This is a genomic window from Kushneria avicenniae (assembly GCF_900112585.1).
In the GTDB taxonomy this organism is placed as follows: Bacteria; Pseudomonadota; Gammaproteobacteria; order Pseudomonadales; family Halomonadaceae; genus Kushneria; species Kushneria avicenniae.
Genome location: NZ_FOLY01000002.1, coordinates 669505 through 688232 on the forward strand (window position 1 = coordinate 669505; position 18728 = coordinate 688232).

Here is an 18728-nt window from a genome sequence, read left to right on the forward strand (position 1 = left end):
GGCGCCATGATGATCGGGAGAGGGCATGAGCGATACGACAACAGCACCGGCAATGCTTGAAGGGCCCGCACTCGAAAAGGATGACGATTACCGCTCCATTCTCGATGTGTTTGAAAGGGCCTGTACGCAATATGCCGAGCGTCCTGCCTTTACCTGCATGGGAAGCACTCTGACCTACGCTCGCATGAAGGACCTGGTCGATCGCTTTGCATACTGGATCGAATCGCAGACGGATATGGCGCCCGGCGATCGTCTGGCGATCGTGCTGCCCAATCTTCTGCAGTACCCGGTGGCCGTTTTCGGTGCCCTTAAGGCCGGGCTGGTGGTCGTCAATACCAACCCGCTGTATACCGCCGACGAGATGCATCATCAGTTTGAAGATGCCGGCGTCACCGGGGTGGTGGTCTTTGCCCATATGGCCCACAAGCTGGAGACGGTGCTCAAGCGTCTGACGATTGCGCATGTGATCGTGACCGAGGTGGCGGATCTTCACCCCTGGCCGTCGCGTCTCAAGTACAATCTCGGCGCTCGCTATATTGCCCGCCAGGTGCCGAGCTATCATCTGCCCGACGCTGTCTCGATGCGTCAGATTCTGAAACACAAGGGGCCGGTGACTCAGGACCGCCGGGGCCGCGATGATGATCTGGCCATTCTTCAATATACCGGCGGCACAACAGGGACGCCCAAGGGCGCCATGCTCTCTCACGCCAATCTCGTGGCCAATATGCGCCAGACCGGGGAGGTGCTGGGCAGTGCCGTGATCCGTGGTCATGAAACCATCATTGCGCCGCTGCCGGTCTATCACATCTATACCTTCACCGTGAACTGCATGTTCGGCTGTGAAACCGGCAACCACAGCGTGCTTATTCCCAATCCCAAGGATATCGACGGCTTCGTCAAAACGCTGGCGAAATACCCTTTTTCCGCTTTCATCGGGCTCAATACGCTGTTTGCCGCCCTGTGCCGGCGCGATGACTTCAAAAAGCTGGATTTCAGCCATCTCAAGCTCAGTGTTTCCGGTGGCATGGCGCTCAATACCACTACGGCCAGTCGCTGGCAGGAGATCACCGGCTCTGCCGTGCTGGAAGGCTACGGCATGACCGAGACATCGCCGGTGGTGTGCGTCAATCCGCCCGACCGGATTCAGCCTGGCGCGATCGGCCGGCCGGTGGCCGGTACCCGGTTGCAGGTGCTCGATGACAACGACCGGCCGCTGGGTTATGACACTCCCGGAGAGCTGTGCGTGCAGGGGCCGCAGGTCATGAAGGGCTACTGGAATCTGCCCGAGGAGACGGCCAGAACCCTTTCCGAGGATGGCTGGGTCCGGTCGGGAGATATTGCCGTGCTGCAACGTGACGGCTTTGTGCGCATCGTGGATCGCAAGAAGGACATGATCGTCAGCTCGGGCTTCAATGTATATCCCAATGAGGTCGAGGACGTTCTTCTGCGTCACGAGGATGTTCATGAGGCGGCGATCATTGGCGTCCCGGACGAGGACTGCGGCGAAAGCGTGGTGGCATTTATTGTGCCGCGAAACGGCGCCAGTCTTGATGCCAATGCCCTGAAACAGTGGTGCCGGCGCGAGCTGACCGGTTACAAGGTGCCAAGGCGTTTCGAGTTTCGCGACCAGCTGCCACGCAGCAATGTCGGCAAGGTGCTGCGTCGCGCCCTGCGCGACGAGCTGGCCGATAACGGCGAGTCAAAACGGTAGCATGCGCCTCGGGCCCGTTGGCTGCCGGCCCCTGATTGGCGCTACAATACAGGCCTGTTGATGGACCACTTTTCTCTTTGACGGCCATGGCGGATGCCATGGCCGTTGTCACTACCGCCCCGGCGGTTTCAAGGATCCAGAGGGTAGCTTGAGCGATAACGTGACTTACTCTGGTGAGTCGGCGCAGGAGGCGCTTGAATCCCTGCGTCGCCGCCTCGATGACGCGCTGATCAGTGATGCCACAGCGCAGCGGCAGCGACTGGACCGGCTGACCGGCCGCATTCGACGTGGCCAGCCCGTGGACAAGGCACTCAAGGATATCGATGCCCGGCTGACACGCTCGTTGGCGCTTGTGCAGGGGCGCCGTGAGCAGCCCGTCACGCTCGACTATCCGTCGGAACTGCCGGTTGCCGAGCGTCGTAACGACATTTTAGAGGCCATTCGTGATCATCAGGTCGTGGTCGTGGCGGGCGAGACCGGTTCCGGCAAGACGACCCAGCTGCCCAAGATCTGTCTCGAGCTTGGACTCGGTGTGCGCGGTGTCATCGGCCATACCCAGCCGCGCCGGCTGGCGGCCCGCAGCGTGGCGCAGCGTCTGGCCCAGGAGACAGATACCGCACTGGGAGGCGCCGTCGGGTATCAGGTGCGCTTTACCGACCAGACCGAGGCGACCACACGGGTCAAGCTGATGACCGACGGTATTCTGCTGGCCGAAACCCAGCACGATCCGCAGCTTCTGCGCTATGACGCGATCATTATCGATGAGGCGCACGAGCGCAGTCTCAATATCGATTTCTTGATGGGCTATCTCAAGCGGCTGCTGGCGGATCGCCCTGATCTCAAGGTCATCATTACCTCGGCGACTATCGATGTGGATCGCTTCTCGCGCCACTTCGGCCAGCATCACGATGATGGCACCGTTACGCCGACGCCGGTCATCGAGGTGTCCGGACGGACCTATCCGGTGGAGACGCACTATCGTCCGCTGGTGCGCGACGAGGAGGAGGAAGATGACCGGACGCTGCAGGAAGGCATCGTGGCCGCGGTCGAGGAGGTCGAGCGCATCGAGCGTGAAAAACGCTGGTATACCGGTCCGCGCGATATCCTGATCTTTCTGCCCGGTGAGCGTGAAATCCGTGAGACCGCCGATACGCTCCGTCGGCTTGAACTACGCGACACCGAAGTGCTGCCGCTATATGCGCGGCTTTCCAATAGCGAGCAGAATCGGGTATTTGCACCGCATACCGGACGACGCATCGTGCTGTCGACCAACGTGGCGGAAACGTCGCTGACCGTTCCCGGCATTCGCTACGTGATCGACCCTGGGCTGGTACGTATCAGCCGCTACAGCTATCGCGCCAAGGTGCAGCGCCTGCCGATCGAACCGATCAGTCAGGCCAGCGCCGACCAGCGCCGCGGGCGCTGCGGTCGTATCGCCGAGGGCGTATGTATCCGCCTTTACAGCGAAGAAGATTATCTGTCGCGTCCGGCCTATACCGAGCCCGAGATTCAGCGTACCAATCTGGCCTCGGTCATTCTCTCCATGCTGTCGCTGGGGCTTGGTGATATCGGCAGGTTCCCCTTTGTCGACGCCCCTGACAGCCGTTTTATCAAGGATGGCTTTCGACTGCTCTTTGAGCTGGGCGCCGTGGACGAGCGTCAGCACCTGACCAGAACCGGACGTCAGCTGGCACGGCTGCCGATCGACCCGCGACTGGCACGCATGGTGCTGGCCGCCAGCGAGTTCGGCAGCCTGCGCGAGACGCTGATCGTGGTCAGCGCACTCTCCATTCAGGACCCGCGGGAGCGCCCTGCGGACAAGCGTGACGCCGCCGATCAGAAACATCGCCAGTGGCTGGACAAGGATTCCGACTTCACTGCCTGGATCAATCTGTGGCAGGGGTTTGAGGCCAGTCGCGCCGAGCTTTCGGGCAACCAGCTGCGGCGCTGGTGTCGCGATAACTACCTGAGTTATCTGCGCCTGCGCGAATGGCACGATACCTATCGTCAGCTCAAGCAGCTGACCCGCGAACTCTCATTGGTCGAAAACGAGGGCGAGCCCGATCTTCCCCGGCTGCATCAGGCGCTCTTGACCGGGCTTTTGTCCAATCTGGGCCTTCATGCTGCCTCCGACAAGGAGCCCCGGGAGTACCTGGGGGCGCGTAACCGCAAGTTCATGATCCACCCGGGCTCCGGCCTTGCCAAACGCAAGCCCAAATGGATCATGGCCGGCGAAATGGTGGAGACCACGCGCCTGTTTGCTCGTCAGGTGGCGGGCATCCGTCCTGAATGGATCGAGCCGCTGGCGACGCATCTGACCAAACGCAGCTACAGCGAGCCGCACTGGGAGATGAAGCGCGCCCAGGTCGTGGCGTACGAGCAAGTCACCCTGTTCGGGCTGCCTGTCGTGGCCCGGCGCAAGGTCCACTATGGACCCATTGCGCCCGAGGAGTCCCGCGAACTGTTTATACGCCATGCGCTGGTGGAGGGGCAGTTCCAGACGAAGGGCGCGTTTTTCGAGCACAACCGCGCGCTGATCGAGGAGGTCGAGGATCTCGAGGACCGAGCCCGTCGTCGCGACATCATGGTCGACGAGCAGACGCTGTTTGAATTTTATGAGGCGCGTCTTCCGGCCGATATCTACAACGGCAAGAGTTTCGAGCGGTGGCGCCGCCACGCTGAACAGCACGACAGCAGCATCCTGTTTCTTGACCGTGAGACCCTGCTGGCGCGTGAAGCCAGTGAAGTGACGGTCGAGCAGTATCCCGATACGCTCGAGTTGAGCTATCAGGGGGGCGGCATTCGCTATCCGCTCTCGTATCACTTTGCACCCAACGAGCCCGACGACGGCGTTACCGTGACGGTGCCGGCCTCGATGCTCTCCACTCTGCCCGGGGAGCGCCTTGAGTGGCTGGTGCCGGGGCTTCGGCGCGACAAGGTGATCGCGCTGATGAAATCACTGCCCAAGCAGTATCGCCGCCAGGTGGTGCCGATTCCCGACTGGGCGGATGCGGCGCTATCGGCGCTGACGCCGGGCAGTGTGCCGCTGACTGCGGCGCTGGCCGAGTTTCTGCGTCAGAAGACTGGTATCCGGCTGGGGGCAGAAGAGTGGCGCTCCGAGCAGCTGCCGGTGCATCTGATCATGAATATCCGGGTGGTGGATCATGACGGCCACGTGCTGGGTGAAGGGCGCGATCTGAATGCCCTGATCGAGCGCTTTGAGCGTGAGGCCGAAGCGGGTACTCGCGCCATGGCCGGTGATGCGCTGTCGCAGCAGGGGCTGACGCAGTTTCCGCAGGGGCAGCTGCCGCAGTCCCACGTTCGTGATCAGGCCGGCATTCGCGTCGAGGCCTGGCCGGCGCTGGTGGATGAGGGCGACACGCTGGGCGTGACGCTTTTTGACCATCCCGACAAGGCGCACGAGCAGCATCGACATGGCATCAAACGTCTGGCCATGCGCCGTCTGCCGGATCAGGTTCGCTTCCTGGCGCGGGATCTGCCCGGTCTTGAGCGCTGTGTTCTGCTCTATGCCAATGTCGGTACGCGGCGGGATTTGATAGATGATGTCATCGAGGCCGTGTTCTTGAAGGTGTTCGCCTTTGACCCGCTACCTCGGGACCAGGCAGCTTTCGAGACGCGTCTTGAGCGCGAGCGTTCGCAGGTGCATGAGACGGCCGAGGCACTGGTGGCCCTGCTGGAGCGTATTCTCAAGCGGCATCTGGAGGTCAGCAAGGCGCTCAAGGGGCGCGTGGCTTTCAATCTGGCCCTGAGCTGGAGTGATGTGCGTGCCCAGATGCAGCGGCTGGTGTATCCGGGGTTTGTCAGCGCCGCCGGCGAGTGGCTGGCGCAGTATCCCCGCTATCTGGAAGCGGCACAGATTCGACTCGAAAAGGCGCCGCGAGAGGTGCGTCGCGACCAGCTGTCGATGGAAGAGGTCAACGAGTTTCAGCGTCGGCTTGATGAGCGACGCCATAAAACCGGGGCGCCCTCTGTTCAGGATCAGGCGCTGGAAACGTTCGGCTGGTGGCTTGAAGAACTACGGGTATCGCTTTTCGCCCAGCAGCTGGGAACGCTGGCACCGGTGTCGGCCAAGCGCCTGGAGCGTCAGTGGCAGGAGATTACCGCTTCCTGACTCTGGACTGATGATCGATAGGCTGTACAGTGACCTGAAATCGGCTGACAATGCGGCGTCATAATGCTTTGCGCGCTATCAATCAGGCCGGTGGATAACAGCAGGGATCGGTCGCTGCAATACAATACGATGCAGTGTTCTTTCATGCTGCAGACAAAAGAGGGACAGGGTGAACGAATGAAAACATGGACGAATATTGCTGCGACAACCCTTGCCTGTGTCACGCTGGCAGGCTGTGCCGGTACGCAGACACAGGACAGCAATCCCCAGGACCCCTGGGAGGGCTTCAACCGCGGGGTATATTCCTTTAACGACACGCTGGATCGTTACGCGCTCAAGCCGGTCGCTCAAGGCTATGACTACATCACGCCGACACCGGTTCAGGAAGGCGTTGGCAACTTCTTCTCCAACCTGGGGGAAATCAGCAACTCCTTCAACAGCCTGTTGCAGTGGAAGCTGACCAATGCGGGCACGTCCATCGGGCGTCTGCTGATCAACACGACCCTGGGGCTGGGTGGTTTCCTCGATCCGGCCACGCGGATGGGCATTGACAAACAGGATGAAGACTTCGGTCAGACGCTGGCGGTCTGGGGCGTAGGGTCAGGACCCTATCTGGTACTGCCTTTCCTCGGGCCAAGCACGGTACGCGATACCGCCGGCCTGCCGGTGGACTGGTACACCGATCCGGTCACCTATGTTGATGATGACGTGACGCGCTGGAGCGTGCGCTTTATCGACCTGGTGCAGGCGCGCGCCTCACTGCTGGATCAGGAGAAGCTGATTCAGGGCGATCGGTATACGTTCATTCGTGATGCCTACCTGCAGCGCAGAGAATTTTTGATCAATGACGGCCGCTCCGGTGAAGATCCCTTCGCCAGTGACAACATCGAGTTCGATGACAGTGATTTTGCGGACTGAATTTTTCAAATGACCATGGCAGAAAAGCGTTCATGCCCGTAATCACGGATAGGATAGCGCTTGTCGATCAGCCTGGCGCACGTCGCGATGCGCTCCATCAGGCGCTGCTGGCGTGTGATCGATTCAGGCTGCTGGTCGCCGACGATATCGAGTCGCTGCCGGAGGGCCTTGATGGTCTGATCGTGCAGGCCGATATCGTGGCGGTCTCGCGCTGGCCGTCGCTGGCACAGCGTCTGCCGACGGTGGTTCTGTGCGATCACCGCGACAGTCAGAAGCTGCTGGCGGCGGTGGATGCCGGCATTCTGGATTACATGGTCGAGCCCGTGGGGCAGGAGGCGCTATTGACGCGCCTCATGCTCCGGGCAGTAGAGCGCTGGCGTGTTCAGACCTCGATGCTGCGTGACCGGGACCGTCTGGAACAGCTCAACGAGCAGCTTCAGACGCATCTGAGTACGCTGCGCACCGACCTTCAGGCCGGCGGACAGATTCAGCGGCGCCTGCAGCCGATGCCGTGTACCAGGCTTAACGGGATCGAGGGCGACTACTGGATGGCGCCTTCGCTGTACCTTTCAGGCGATTTTCTCGACTATCAGGCCCACGGCGAGCGTCACGTCCTGTTCTGTTTTGCCGATGTCGCCGGGCATGGGGCCTCGTCTGCCTTTGTGACGGTACTGCTCAAGGCGCTCTTTCAGCGCTGGCTGTCGCGCTGGAATGCGCGTCTGCCGGAGAACCTGCCGGCCAGATGGCTGGCACGACTCAATCGGGAGCTGCTGGATACCGGCGTTGGCAAGCATGCTGCCATCATGGTGGGCGTTATCGATTGCCATACCCGCGTCATGCATTACTCGCTGGGCGCCCAGATGCCCATGCCGATTCTTGCGACGAATGAGGGGGTACGTCAGCTCGAGGGAGAGGGGCCCGCCGTTGGCCTTTTCCCGGATGTCGAATATCCGACCTATCACTGCGAGCTGCCAGCGCAGTTCAGACTCTGGCTCTGTTCGGATGGCGTCTTTGACTGTCTGCCGGGCGACAATATTGAAAGTCGGCTGTCGGCGCTGTGCGAGCACATCGGCAATGCAGAGAGCATCAGCGATCTGAAATCATCGCTGGCCCTGTCCGATGCCCTGCCGGACGACATTACCTTTCTCACCCTGAGCGGTTTCAATGATGGATGAAGGACGACTTCAGGCGGCTTTTGAAAAGGGCACCTTCGTGCTCAGACTGGCCGGCGATGTGCGCCTGACACTGTGTGCCACCCTGGACCAGCAGGTACAGCCGCTGGCGGAACTGCCGGGGCTCGAGCGCGTTATCATCGATCTGCGCCAGGTCAGCAACATGGATTCCACGGCGCTGGGGTTTCTGGCCAAGATAGCGCTGGCGGTGCGGCATCGCATTCCCGGGCAGCCGCTGGTGGCGGTGGATCATCCCGATGTCAGACGCATGCTCGACGTCATGGGCTTTCAGCAATACGTCACCATCATCGATATCCCCTGGGCAGAGCCTGCTGCCTTTAGTGATCTTCCCGCCACGGAAACCAGCGAGGAAGAGCTGCGCTCTCGGATCATCGAAGCCCATCAGACCCTGGCGGCGATGAGCGAGCACAATCGAATCGAGTTCCAGCCGCTGATCGATCTGCTGGAGTCCCAGCGAGACATCTGATCATAAGGGCACCCATCAGGCGATGGGGAGCGCTGTTCATGACTCGACCCGGAGAATGCCTTGGTTATTATCGGGGCCAGACGCCTGGCGTTACTGGTGGCCGCCAATACGGCGTTGGCGCCCTTTGCCATTGATGCCTACCTGCCTGCCATTCCTGCTCTTGCATTACACATTGATGCCAATATCCATCTGACCGAGCTGTCGATCAGCATCTTTTTGCTGGGGATGGCGCTGGGACAGCTGATCTTTGGTCCGCTTTCGGACCGCCTCGGACGCAAGCCGGTGCTGCTGGGCGGTATCGTGGCCTTCACGCTGTCCAGCCTCCTGATCACGCAGATCGAGACCTTCGGCGCCCTCATGGTGCTGAGATTTCTGCAGGCGCTGGGCGGCGGTGCCTGTGTGGTCAACTCACCGGCCATCGTGCGCGACTGTTTCTCGGGGCGAGAGGCGGCGCGGGTGCTGTCAACGATGGTCATGATCCTGATGCTGGCACCACTGGTGGCGCCGACGGTCGGGAGCATGCTGCTCACCCTGGTTGACTGGTGGGCCATCTTCCTTTTTCTGGCGCTGTATGGCGCTGCGTTGTTGTATCTGATCACCCGTTATCTACCCGAGACACGGGTGCCGGATCAAAAAGCGCCCGGCGGGGCAGGACAAATGCTGCGCAACTATGTGCTGGTGCTCAAGCATCGTGAGGCTATGGGCTATATTGCGGCCGTTTCGCTGTCCTTCGCCGGCATGTTCTGCTTTATCAACAGTTCTCCCTATGTCTATATGGAGTATTACGGTGTCTCCAGTCAGGTGTATCCATTCATTTTTGGCGCCAACATTATCGTCATGGCGCTTTCCAACCGGTTGAACATCCGGTTGCTGGCACATTACTCACCCCGGCAGCTGCTCAGGCTCGGGCTCGGTATTCAGCTCGGCGCTGGCATGTTGATTGTGCTGTCGGTACTGATGGGTATGGATTCGCTATGGTTGATGGTGCTGCTGGTCATGTGCTTTGTGGGTGTTAACGGACTCATCTCGCCCAATGCCGTTTCCTCCATGCTGGATCATTTTCCCGGCATGAGTGCCACGGCCAATGCCGTGCTGGGCAGCCTGCAGTTTACGGCAGGCGGATTGGCAGGCGCGCTGGTCAGTGGGCTTCAGATGGCCAGTATATGGCCGATGGTACTGGGGATGGTCGGTGCCAGTCTCTGCGCCAATACGCTGTTGCGGGTGCTGACGCCGTTTGTTCGTGCCGGAAAGACAACATCATGAAACGCGCATTGCATGAGCGATGCAGATTATTGCAATGCGGGACCCTGGTACCCGGGAGGCTGACATGGAACACGATCCCGAACAGGATCAGCACCATTTTCCCTATCATCTGATACTGACCTTTGCATCACTGGTCATTATCGTGACAGGGCTGAAGCTGGGGGCAGGGCTTTTCATTCCGGTGCTCCTGTCACTGTTTATCGCCATTTTATGTTCCCGTCCGGTCAAGTGGCTTCATGGGCGTGGCGTCAGCGTCAACCTGTCGATTCTTTGTGTGCTGCTGGTCGTGGCGCTGGTGAGTGCCTTGCTGATCTGGATGGTGATGGCGCGTCTGGGGGATCTGGTCGATCAGCTGCCCGAGATGGAACAGGCGCTGGCAGAACACTATACCGGGCTGCTGCAATGGTTCGATGCGCTTGGACTACCCTTTGATGCGAAAGCACTTCAGGAAGCGCTCGACCCGGGCATGATGATGGATTCCCTGCCATCGCTTCTGGGCGGGATCGGCAACTTTATTACTCAGCTTGGCATCATCATGATTCTGGTCATTTTCATTCTTTATGAAACGCTGGATTTTCCCTACAAGCTTGCTCAGGCCATCAAGCAGCCGCACGGGAGTCTGGCACGCTTTACCCAGTTCTCCAGAACCCTACAGCGTTATCTGCTGGTCAAGACCGTCATCAGTGCCATTACCGGGGGACTGATTGCGACCTGCTGTCTGGTGCTTCAGGTCGAATTCGCGCTTTTGTGGGGTGTGCTGGGCTTTTTCCTCAACTTTATTCCCAACATCGGGTCCATCATTGCCGCCGTGCCAGCAGTGCTGTTGACCCTGATCATGCCGGAAGGCGGTATCGTCAAGGCGGCCATCCTCAGCGGGGCCTACATCATGATCAACTTTGTACTGGGCAATCTTGTCGAGCCGCGCGTCATGGGGCAGACACTGGGAATGTCGACGCTGGCTGCCTTCATGTCACTGGTGTTCTGGGGATGGCTTTTCGGACCGGTCGGGCTTTTTCTATCGGTACCTCTGACAATGTCGCTCAAGATTCTGCTCGACAGTCATCCCGATACCCGTTGGCTTTCGATACTGCTGGGTCCCAATCGGGAGCGACGTCGCCGCGCCCGTGAGGGCCTTTCAGGAGACTGATGGCCTCCTATACGGACATAAAAAAACGCTCCCGAAAGGAGCGTTTTTTTGCTACCGGATGTGTTCTGAATCAGGCGTTCTGATCGATGAACTGCACCAGCTGCGTCTTGGACTGTGCGCCGACCAGAGAGGCGACCTTGGCACCGTTTTTGAACATGACTACGGTTGGAACACCACGTACACCCTGTTCAGCAGCGATGTCCTGAGCGTCATCAACGTTGATGCTGACGACCTTGAGTTCGCCGGACTTCTCTTCGGCCACTTCGTCAACAACGGGGGCCATCATTTTGCAGGGACCACACCAGGGCGCCCAGAATTTCAGCAGGACAGGCTTGTCAGCCTGCATGACTTCCTGGTCGAAATTGGCGCTGGTAACGTCAACATTATTAGCCATTATTTACTCCAGTGATTGCATGTACAGGCTGTATACAAGGGATGTTAGCGGGTCGCTGTAAGTGAGGCAAATGTGTCTCTGCGATGATGGTCATTGAACAAAGCGATTAACCCGGCCTCGACCCTAGAAAAAAGCATATCGAATGCCCATGCTCAAAAGCAGCAGCGTCAGCATGGCGCGCAGCAGGTTGTCAGGCAGATATTTTGACAGCCACGCACCGAGATGAATGGCCGGCACGGAGCCTACCAGCAGCGCCAGCAGAAGGGCAAAGTCAACGTTGCCCAGAAACAGGTGGCCGCCACCGGCAACCAGCGTCAGGGGGACGGCGTGGGCAATATCCGTCCCCACGATGCGCCCCGAGGTAAAGAGGGGATAGAGCAGCATCAGCACGGCCGTACCGAATACGCCGGCACCGACCGAGGACAGCGTGACGCAAATGCCCAGGATAACGCCGGCCAGGAGCGTCAGCGGCACGACGTGGCGATTGACCCAGCGATCGCCCTGACTGGTCCAGCGCTGAAGGGGCGTCTTGAAGATCAATACCATGGCGGTGAGGATCAGCATGATGCCCAGGGTGGTGGTAATCAGCCCGCTGTAGTCATGCGCTCCGGTAAAGAAATGATTGAGCAGCAGGACGGTGACGATCGCGGCAGGAACGCTGCCGGCCGACAGGCGCAGCATGACCTTCCAGTCGATATGCCCCTGCCTCTGGTGGCTGGCAATACCGCTGATCTTGGTAAAGGCGGCATACAAAAGGTCGGTCCCGACGGCAATATGCGGAGGAAAGCCGAAGGTCAGCAGGATAGGGGTCATCAGTGAACCACCGCCGATACCGGAAAGACCCACGGCGACGCCGACACCTGCGCCGGCAAGTACATAAAGCAGAAAATCGATAAGTGACATGCTGAATCTCGTGGCGTTGGCAAAAACCTTGCGCTGCAGGAATCTAGGGGTAATTTTTTATTCTGAAAAGGAATGATTGTTCATTATTTTAGACCCTGATAGCATTAGCGCTCGATTTTGCGCTCTTTGTATTCCGGCTATCGGGCTTGCTTTGCAGGAGGTTAATGCCTTGAAACTTCAGCAGCTTCGCTATATCTGGGAAGTTTCCCGGCATAATCTGAACGTTTCTGCCACGGCGCAGAGCCTTTTCACTTCTCAGCCGGGTATCTCCAAACAGATCCGTCTGCTGGAAGATGAGCTGGGCGTCGAGATTTTTGCACGAAGCGGCAAGCATCTGACGAGAATTACGCCGGCCGGCCGGCCCATCGTGGAGCTCGCCGGTGAAGTGCTTCGCAAGGTGGATGATATCCGCCATGTGGCTCAGGAGTTCAGTGACGACCGGCGTGGCAGCCTTTCCATTGCCACGACGCATACCCAGGCCCGCTATGCGCTGCCTGCCGTCATCAGCGAATTCACCCAGCGCTATCCCGATGTGGCCCTGCACATGCAGCAGGGCACGCCCCGCCAGATTGCCCAGATGGTCTGTGAGGGCATGGCAGATTTCGCCATCTGCACGGAATCACTGGATCTTTTCAACGATTTGATTCTACTGCCGTGCTATCGCTGGAACCGGTGTGTGCTTGTGCCGAAGGATCATCCGCTGGCCGGAACGTCCCATTTGACACTTGAAGCGCTTGGTCAGCATTCGCTGGTCACCTATACCTTCGGGTTTACGGGGCGTTCCCAGCTCGACGATGCCTTCAAGGCGCATGGCATCACGCCCAACGTGGTGCTGACGGCGGCGGATTCAGATGTCATCAAGACCTATGTGCGGCTGGGGCTGGGCGTGGGCATTGTGGCCCATATGGCCGTTGATCCGGTGGCGGATCATGATCTCGTGGCCATTGATGCCAGCCATCTCTTTGCAAGCTCGGTGACTCGAATCGGTATTCGCCGTGGGACCTTCATGCGTAATTACATGTTTGACTTCATTCATGAGTTCGCCGCTCATCTTGACCGCGATACGGTCGAGGCAGCGCTCGAGTCGAGCCCGCATGGCGACAATGCCCTGTTTGAAAACATGGAGCTGCCGGTGCGCTAGTCATCGGTCGTTTCTGAAAGCATGATGCAAAAAGGCTCGCCATTCACATGGCGAGCTTTTTTGATGCCCTGCGACAATGTGTTGCCCGAAGTCAGTGCTGCAGGTGCAGCCCGCATTCGCGGGTTTCTTCACCCTTGGTGGGATCGAAATAGTCAAAGTTGTTGGGCAGGTCGTGTTTGACCAGATACTCGTGCATGTCCTTGCTGCTCCAGTGCAGCACGGGCGCAACCTTGATCAGGCCGTCCTGGTTGATGCTGACCGGCTGCATCTGCGCACGGGTAGCCGTATCGGAGGCACGCAGGGCGGTAAACCAGACGCCAGGGCTGGTTTCTCTAAGGGCACGCTCGAAAGGCTCCAGCTTGACCTCCTGGGTGAAGGCTTCGTGCCGGAAATCATCCAGAGCCGGTGTCGCACCCTCGACGGCCTCGCGATGCGCACGGGTACGAAGGGGCAGGTAGATGATGCGATGGAGACCGAGTTGCTGGCTTACTTCATCGGCAAACTGATAGGTAGCAGGCGTGTTGTAGCCGGAATCCATCCAGACAATGGGGATGTCGGGGCGAACACGGGTCACCATATGCAGGATGACCGCTTCAAAGGGGCGAAAGTTGGTGGTGCAGATCGGGCGCTTGTCGAGTGATAGTGCCCATTCCACCAGTGCCTGGGGATCGTTGCCCAGTCTTGAATTGATCTCGTCAATATTCAGCGACATTTACTGTCTCCATCTTCGGTAACGGCAGGCCTCGTGGGCGATATGTCAGGCACGATAGCAAATCACCCGTGTTCCGCCCCAATACCATTTGGTTTGAAGTTTAGAAGTCCTGCTGGCCGGTCGGCGTGCCCAGCTGGCGCGTGGCGGCCAGCGGCGTCACGCGCGGCGGCTCGCCCTCGGGCCACTCAACGTGTGCCTTGATGGCATAGACTTCCCGAAGACGTTCCTCGGTCAGCACCTCTTCCGGCGCGCCGGTAGCACGGACCACGCCTCCGGCACCCATGAGCCACATGTGGCGGGAAAAACGCGCCGCCAGACTCAGGTCATGAATGGCAATGACGATGATCATCTGCTGTTCCTGCGCCAGGGCGACCAGCCACTCGAGCACCTGCAGCTGATGATGCAGATCCAGCGCGCTGGTGGGTTCGTCCAGCATCAGCACTCGGGGTTCCCTGACCACGGCCTGGGCGATGGCGACCCGTTGGCGCTGACCACCGGAAAGCTGGCCGAGATCGCGCTCGGCATACTGATCAAGTTCCAGCGTCTGGAGGGTGCGCTGCACGCGTTGCAGATCCTGCTGCCGGTCTGACCGATGCGCGGTGCGTCGTGCCAGCAAAACGGCTTCGAAAACACTGAGCGCTGCACGGGAGGTAATGTCCTGTGGCAGGTAATAGATGCGTCCAGCGCGCTGAGCGATGTCCAGCGTGTTCAGTGCCGTCTCGTCAAGGCTGATGTGGCCGGTCGACTTCTCGATGCCGGCAATGGATTTCAACAGTGTCGATTTGCCGGCGCCATTGGGGCCGATCAGGGCCGTCAGTTCGCCCGGGCTTGCTATCAGACCGCTGACATTGTCGAGAATCCGGGTACGACCAAAGCGAACCGACAGTGATTCAACCGCAAGACTCATCCCCACACCTCACGTCGGCTTTTCAGAATCAATGAGATGAAAAACGGCAGTCCGATCAGCGCCGTAATGATGCCGACCGGCAGTAGTACCCCGGGCACCAGTGTCTTGGACACGATGGACGTCAGCGACATCAAAAGCGCGCCCGTCAGCGCCGACATGGGTAGAAAGACGCGCTGATCCTCGCCAACCAGCATGCGGGCGATATGGGGGCCTACCAGCCCGATGAAACCGATGATGCCGACAAAGGCCACGGCCGTGGCGGCCAGCAGTGAGCTGCAAAGCAGTACGGTCAGGCGCAGGCGGCCGACATTGACGCCCAGTGCTCGTGCCTGCAGATCCCCCATGCGAAGTGCTGTCAGGCGCCAGCCGGCAAAAAAGAAGATGGGCAGCGTAATGACAAGGGCGGCGGTCACGATGCCGATTTTTGACCAGCTGGACCGTGACAGTGACCCGAGCGACCAGAACACCAGCTGCTGCAGGGATTCTGCCGAGGCCACATATTGAAGAATGCCGAGCGTGGCATTGAAAAAGAACATCAGGGCAATGCCCATCAGCACCATGGTCTGTACACTGACGCCGCGCAGGCGGCTGACCAGCCAGATCAGCAGCGAGGCCACCATGGCCATGATGAAGGCGTTGAGCGTGGTCAGCAGCTCACTGGCCGCTGGAAAAAGCGACACGCCAAGCACGATGGCAAGCGCCGCGCCAAAGCTTGCTGCTGCCGAAATACCCAGCGTAAAGGGATCGGCCAGCGGATTGTTGAGAATGGTCTGCATCTCGGCGCCCGCGCTGGCCAGCGACATGCCGACCGTGATGGCCATCAGTGCCACCGGAAGACGAATTTCCCAGACGATGACGGCGATGGCCCGAGGGGCGTCATCCGGTGACACGATGGCGCGCAGAACATCGCCAAGCCCGTATTGTCCGGGACCGGTGGCAACATCGATCACCAATGAACACAGTGTCAGTACTGCCGTGACGACCAGCAGCCAGTAGTGTCGTCGCCGCCGTTGAAGATACTTGTTGATACTCGAGTCTGTAGTAGGGGCGGTGACTGTCATGTAGGGCTACCAGCGCTCATCGGCATTCTCGTGCAGCGGGCAGCATGGCCCGTGGTGATTGGAATGGTTATCAATCATAAACATCGCCCGCCTGAGCGTACAGGCGAGTTTATGCCAGTGCCTGCATCAGATGACGAATCTTGTCCAGTGTCTCGCTGTATTCGCTCTCTTCATCGGAATCGGCCACCAGTCCGCCGCCACCCCATACATAAAGGGCATCGTCTTCTCTATACAGGGTGCGAATGGTGATCGAGGTGTGCATGGCGCCGCGCTGATCGATATAGCCGATGCTGCCGCAGTAGGGGCCGCGCCGAGTGCCTTCCAGCTCATCGATGATGTCCATGGCGCGAATACGGGGGGCGCCGGTAATGGAGCCGCCGGGGAAGGCGGCGGCCAGTGCATCGATGGCATCAAGCGTCGGTGATAGCTCGCCTGTAATAGTGCTCACCAGATGATGCACGTTGCGATAGCTCTCAAGCGCGGCGAGCGCCGGTACGCGTACCGTACCCGAGCGGCAGACCCGGCCAAGATCGTTGCGGAGCAGGTCCACGATCATGACGTTTTCGGTACGATCCTTGAGACTTCCTGCCAGTTCATCGGCCAGTTGCTGATCCTCTTCGGCCGTTTGGCCCCTGGCGCGTGTGCCCTTGATGGGGCTGGTGGTCAGCTGCCGATCCTGCAGATGTAAAAAGCGCTCGGGAGAGAGGGACAGGATGCTGCGCTCGCGGCCGTCGCGACCACTCCATGAAAGCAGGGCTCCGAAGGGCGCAGGCGTTGCCTGGCGCAGTCTGCGATACGCTTCCCAGCTGTCTCCCTGACATCGCGCCTGAAAGCGCTGGGCCAGATTGACCTGATAACAGTCGCCGGCGTGCAGATAGTCACTGACCCGTTGAAAGCGATCGCCATAGGTGGCGCGATCAATGTCTGCCTTGAAAGGCGCGGTTAGCGTAAAGGAACGCTTCTCGGCCTCGTCCGAGGCTTCAAGCCATGCCAGTACCTGATCGCGCCGTTTGGCCGTAGCGACAAGATAGCTGCACTGCTTGTGATGGTCCTGAATCAGTGCCCAGTCATAAAGGCCGAGACGAGCCAGCGGTAGATCGATATCGGCAGCGGCACGACTGTCCAGTCGTTCCAGCAGGCGGCCGAAGTCGTAGCTCCAGTAGCCCATGAGTCCGCCGATAAAGGGAATCTCCTTGCAATCGTCCGGCGGTGTCGTCTCAAGCTGTTGCAGGAGTTCACGCTGGGCGTTCAGTGCTGTGGTGGCATTCAGCTTTCCCGTGCAGTAGTAGTGGCCCTTTGCATCGACTTCAAGAGTGTCGAGCGCATCGCTGCTCATGATGTCAAAGCGTCCCGACTCGGTGTAAGGCCGGCCACTGTCAAGCAGTATCGCCTCGGGTCTTTGACGCAGTCTCTCGAACCATGAGGCAGGATCAGCCCGGTAGGGGAGGGGATGAATCAATAATGGATAGGCAGACATGATCGTGTATCGCAGGCATTAACGGGGCGAGCAGTTTAGCAGTACCGGAGCAATACCAGGCTTGCCTGTTCAGGGAAAGAACACCATCTGACGAGGGAACTTTGGTCTTTGTCGCTGCGATGTCGTACTGTGATGGCATTTCCCTGATTGTTGACAATGCCATGACTTCAACAAACTCTTCCAGTGAGCCGCCTCTTGAGGCACGAACGCTTGCCGAGCGCGTTTTTCAGCAGCTTCAGGACGCCATCGTACGCGGCGAGCTGCCGGCAGGCAGCAAGATTACCGAGCCCGGCCTTGCCCAGACCTATGGCATTTCGCGTGGTCCGCTGCGCGAGGCGATGCGTCGACTGGAAGCACACCGGCTTATTGAGCGAGAACCTCATGTCGGCGCCCGAGTGGTCAAACTGTCAATGCGTGAGCTGCTTGAGCTTTTCGACATGCGTGAAGCGCTGGAGAGCATGGCGGCCAGGCTGGCGGCCAGGCACATGACGGCAGAGGAAGTACAGTCACTGCGTGATGTGCTGGTGGCCCATGAAGAGCAGGGCGATCTGGATCAGGCCGAAGCCTACTATCAGCGTGAGGGTGATCTCGATTTTCACTATCTGATTGTGCGTGGCAGCCACAATCGAATGCTGATGACCACGCTATGCGATGATCTCTACTATCTGGTAAGGCTGTATCGCACTCAATACAGTGCCAGGGGAGGGCGGCCGCAGCGGGCCTTTATGGAGCATCACCGCATCGTGGATGCCATCGCATCCGGTGATGAAGAGCTGGCAGAGCAGTTGATGCGTCGACATGTGATTGCTGCCAGGCAGACAGTGGCAGAGCGCTATGCCATGTCGCTTGATGATCAGGAGGCCCCGGCAGGTCGCAGGAAAAGCCTGCCACGCCGCGCATTGCGCGATTGAGCCATCGCCATTGATATGGCTTCAAGACCTCAATGTGAAATCTTTTTGAAAAAAGGGGTTGCGTCCCCGGCGGGTGATCTATAAAGTACGCATCCGCTGCCACGGAGCACACGGCGACGAGGCAGCGGGGAAGTCTGCAGGTGATTGTTTTGACTTGAGTTTTGGTTACTTCAATCGGATTCGATTCCAGCCGCTTGCTTCCGCATCGAAAAAAAGAGATTGACTTTTCGATGCAGGGCTGTAAAATGCCCACTCTCTCGAAGCAGCCGCCAACGGCGCTGACAACATCTTCGAGATGCTCTTTAACAAGTCGATCAGGCAATTTGTGTGGGCGTCTGGCTCGCGTGACACCAGTCACATAGATATTCGAGCAGACGAACACTCGTCAAGAG

At 59.2% G+C, this 18728-nt stretch carries 15 protein-coding genes; 9 read left to right on the forward strand and 6 right to left on the reverse strand.

Features of this window, described 5'->3' with window-relative positions:
* Window positions 1–25 precede the first annotated feature (25 nt).
* From BM079_RS06370 to BM079_RS06400, 7 genes are all read left to right on the forward strand, one after another.
* On the forward strand, window positions 26–1711 hold the full coding sequence (locus tag BM079_RS06370; protein ID WP_090131896.1) for an AMP-binding protein: 1686 nt from the start codon (window positions 26–28) through the stop codon (window positions 1709–1711).
* A gap of 160 nt (window positions 1712–1871) precedes the next feature.
* A complete protein-coding gene (hrpA, locus tag BM079_RS06375) occupies window positions 1872–5843 on the forward strand; it encodes an ATP-dependent RNA helicase HrpA (RefSeq protein ID WP_245742845.1) in 3972 nt (1323 codons plus the stop codon).
* Window positions 5844–6020: 177 nt separating this feature from the next.
* Entirely contained in the window at window positions 6021–6761 is a 741-nt protein-coding gene (locus BM079_RS06380) for an MlaA family lipoprotein (RefSeq protein WP_090131900.1), read from the forward strand.
* Window positions 6762–6793: 32 nt separating this feature from the next.
* Window positions 6794–7936 (forward strand): PP2C family protein-serine/threonine phosphatase, encoded by a 1143-nt coding sequence (locus BM079_RS06385; RefSeq protein WP_090131902.1) that lies wholly within the window; start codon window positions 6794–6796, stop codon window positions 7934–7936.
* Window positions 7929–8420 carry an STAS domain-containing protein gene (locus BM079_RS06390; protein ID WP_090132056.1) on the forward strand — a complete coding sequence of 164 codons (492 nt, stop codon included), beginning with the start codon at window positions 7929–7931 and terminating at the stop codon, window positions 8418–8420. Before BM079_RS06385 ends, BM079_RS06390 begins: the two co-directional genes overlap by 8 nt.
* 60 nt (window positions 8421–8480) lie before the next feature.
* Complete coding sequence (locus BM079_RS06395; RefSeq protein WP_090131903.1) at window positions 8481–9683, forward strand: Bcr/CflA family multidrug efflux MFS transporter; 1203 nt, start codon at window positions 8481–8483, stop codon at window positions 9681–9683.
* A gap of 64 nt (window positions 9684–9747) precedes the next feature.
* A complete protein-coding gene (locus tag BM079_RS06400; RefSeq protein WP_090131905.1) occupies window positions 9748–10830 on the forward strand; it encodes an AI-2E family transporter in 1083 nt (360 codons plus the stop codon).
* Window positions 10831–10900: 70 nt separating this feature from the next.
* Here the strand turns inward: BM079_RS06400 and trxA are convergent, their stop codons facing one another.
* Both trxA and BM079_RS06410 read right to left on the reverse strand, forming a co-directional pair.
* The gene (trxA, locus tag BM079_RS06405) at window positions 10901–11224 is read right to left on the reverse strand and encodes a thioredoxin (protein ID WP_090131907.1); all 324 of its coding nucleotides are present in this window, start codon (window positions 11222–11224) and stop codon (window positions 10901–10903) included.
* A 123-nt stretch (window positions 11225–11347) separates the two neighbouring features.
* On the reverse strand, window positions 11348–12127 hold the full coding sequence (locus tag BM079_RS06410; RefSeq protein ID WP_322787934.1) for a sulfite exporter TauE/SafE family protein: 780 nt from the start codon (window positions 12125–12127) through the stop codon (window positions 11348–11350).
* A 169-nt stretch (window positions 12128–12296) separates the two neighbouring features.
* Between BM079_RS06410 and cysB the strand changes: the two genes are divergently transcribed.
* Window positions 12297–13268, forward strand: a complete 972-nt coding sequence (gene cysB / locus BM079_RS06415) for an HTH-type transcriptional regulator CysB (protein ID WP_090131909.1) — start codon at window positions 12297–12299, stop codon at window positions 13266–13268.
* 91 nt (window positions 13269–13359) lie between these two features.
* Here cysB and BM079_RS06420 read toward each other — a convergent pair whose 3' ends face one another.
* From BM079_RS06420 to pabB, 4 genes are all read right to left on the reverse strand, one after another.
* A complete protein-coding gene (locus BM079_RS06420; RefSeq protein ID WP_090131912.1) occupies window positions 13360–13980 on the reverse strand; it encodes a phosphoadenosine phosphosulfate reductase domain-containing protein in 621 nt (206 codons plus the stop codon).
* 100 nt (window positions 13981–14080) lie between these two features.
* A complete protein-coding gene (locus BM079_RS06425; RefSeq protein WP_090131915.1) occupies window positions 14081–14887 on the reverse strand; it encodes an ABC transporter ATP-binding protein in 807 nt (268 codons plus the stop codon).
* Window positions 14884–15948, reverse strand: coding sequence for a FecCD family ABC transporter permease (locus tag BM079_RS06430; RefSeq protein ID WP_090131917.1), 1065 nt, complete (start codon window positions 15946–15948; stop codon window positions 14884–14886). Before BM079_RS06430 ends, BM079_RS06425 begins: the two co-directional genes overlap by 4 nt.
* A 109-nt stretch (window positions 15949–16057) precedes the next feature.
* Entirely contained in the window at window positions 16058–17425 is a 1368-nt protein-coding gene (pabB, locus tag BM079_RS06435; protein WP_090131919.1) for an aminodeoxychorismate synthase component I, read from the reverse strand.
* Between the two features lie 161 nt (window positions 17426–17586).
* Here pabB and BM079_RS06440 point away from each other — a divergent pair, with 161 nt between their 5' ends.
* Window positions 17587–18336, forward strand: coding sequence for a GntR family transcriptional regulator (locus BM079_RS06440; protein ID WP_090132060.1), 750 nt, complete (start codon window positions 17587–17589; stop codon window positions 18334–18336).
* The last annotated feature ends 392 nt before the right edge of the window (window positions 18337–18728 follow it).

Bases quoted from the DNA above. Each gene is read 5' to 3' on its own strand.
- BM079_RS06370 (WP_090131896.1), top strand. From the start codon at position 26: ATGAGCGATACGACAACAGCACCGGCAATGCTTGAAGGGCCCGCACTC.
- BM079_RS06380 (WP_090131900.1), top strand. From the start codon at position 6,021: ATGAAAACATGGACGAATATTGCTGCGACAACCCTTGCCTGTGTCACG.
- BM079_RS06385 (WP_090131902.1), top strand. From the start codon at position 6,794: ATGCCCGTAATCACGGATAGGATAGCGCTTGTCGATCAGCCTGGCGCA.
- BM079_RS06390 (WP_090132056.1), top strand. From the start codon at position 7,929: ATGGATGAAGGACGACTTCAGGCGGCTTTTGAAAAGGGCACCTTCGTG.
- BM079_RS06400 (WP_090131905.1), top strand. From the start codon at position 9,748: ATGGAACACGATCCCGAACAGGATCAGCACCATTTTCCCTATCATCTG.
- trxA (WP_090131907.1), bottom strand. From the start codon at position 11,224: ATGGCTAATAATGTTGACGTTACCAGCGCCAATTTCGACCAGGAAGTC.
- BM079_RS06410 (WP_322787934.1), bottom strand. From the start codon at position 12,127: ATGTCACTTATCGATTTTCTGCTTTATGTACTTGCCGGCGCAGGTGTC.
- BM079_RS06420 (WP_090131912.1), bottom strand. From the start codon at position 13,980: ATGTCGCTGAATATTGACGAGATCAATTCAAGACTGGGCAACGATCCC.
- BM079_RS06425 (WP_090131915.1), bottom strand. From the start codon at position 14,887: ATGAGTCTTGCGGTTGAATCACTGTCGGTTCGCTTTGGTCGTACCCGG.
- BM079_RS06430 (WP_090131917.1), bottom strand. From the start codon at position 15,948: ATGACAGTCACCGCCCCTACTACAGACTCGAGTATCAACAAGTATCTT.
- pabB (WP_090131919.1), bottom strand. From the start codon at position 17,425: ATGTCTGCCTATCCATTATTGATTCATCCCCTCCCCTACCGGGCTGAT.
- BM079_RS06440 (WP_090132060.1), top strand. From the start codon at position 17,587: ATGACTTCAACAAACTCTTCCAGTGAGCCGCCTCTTGAGGCACGAACG.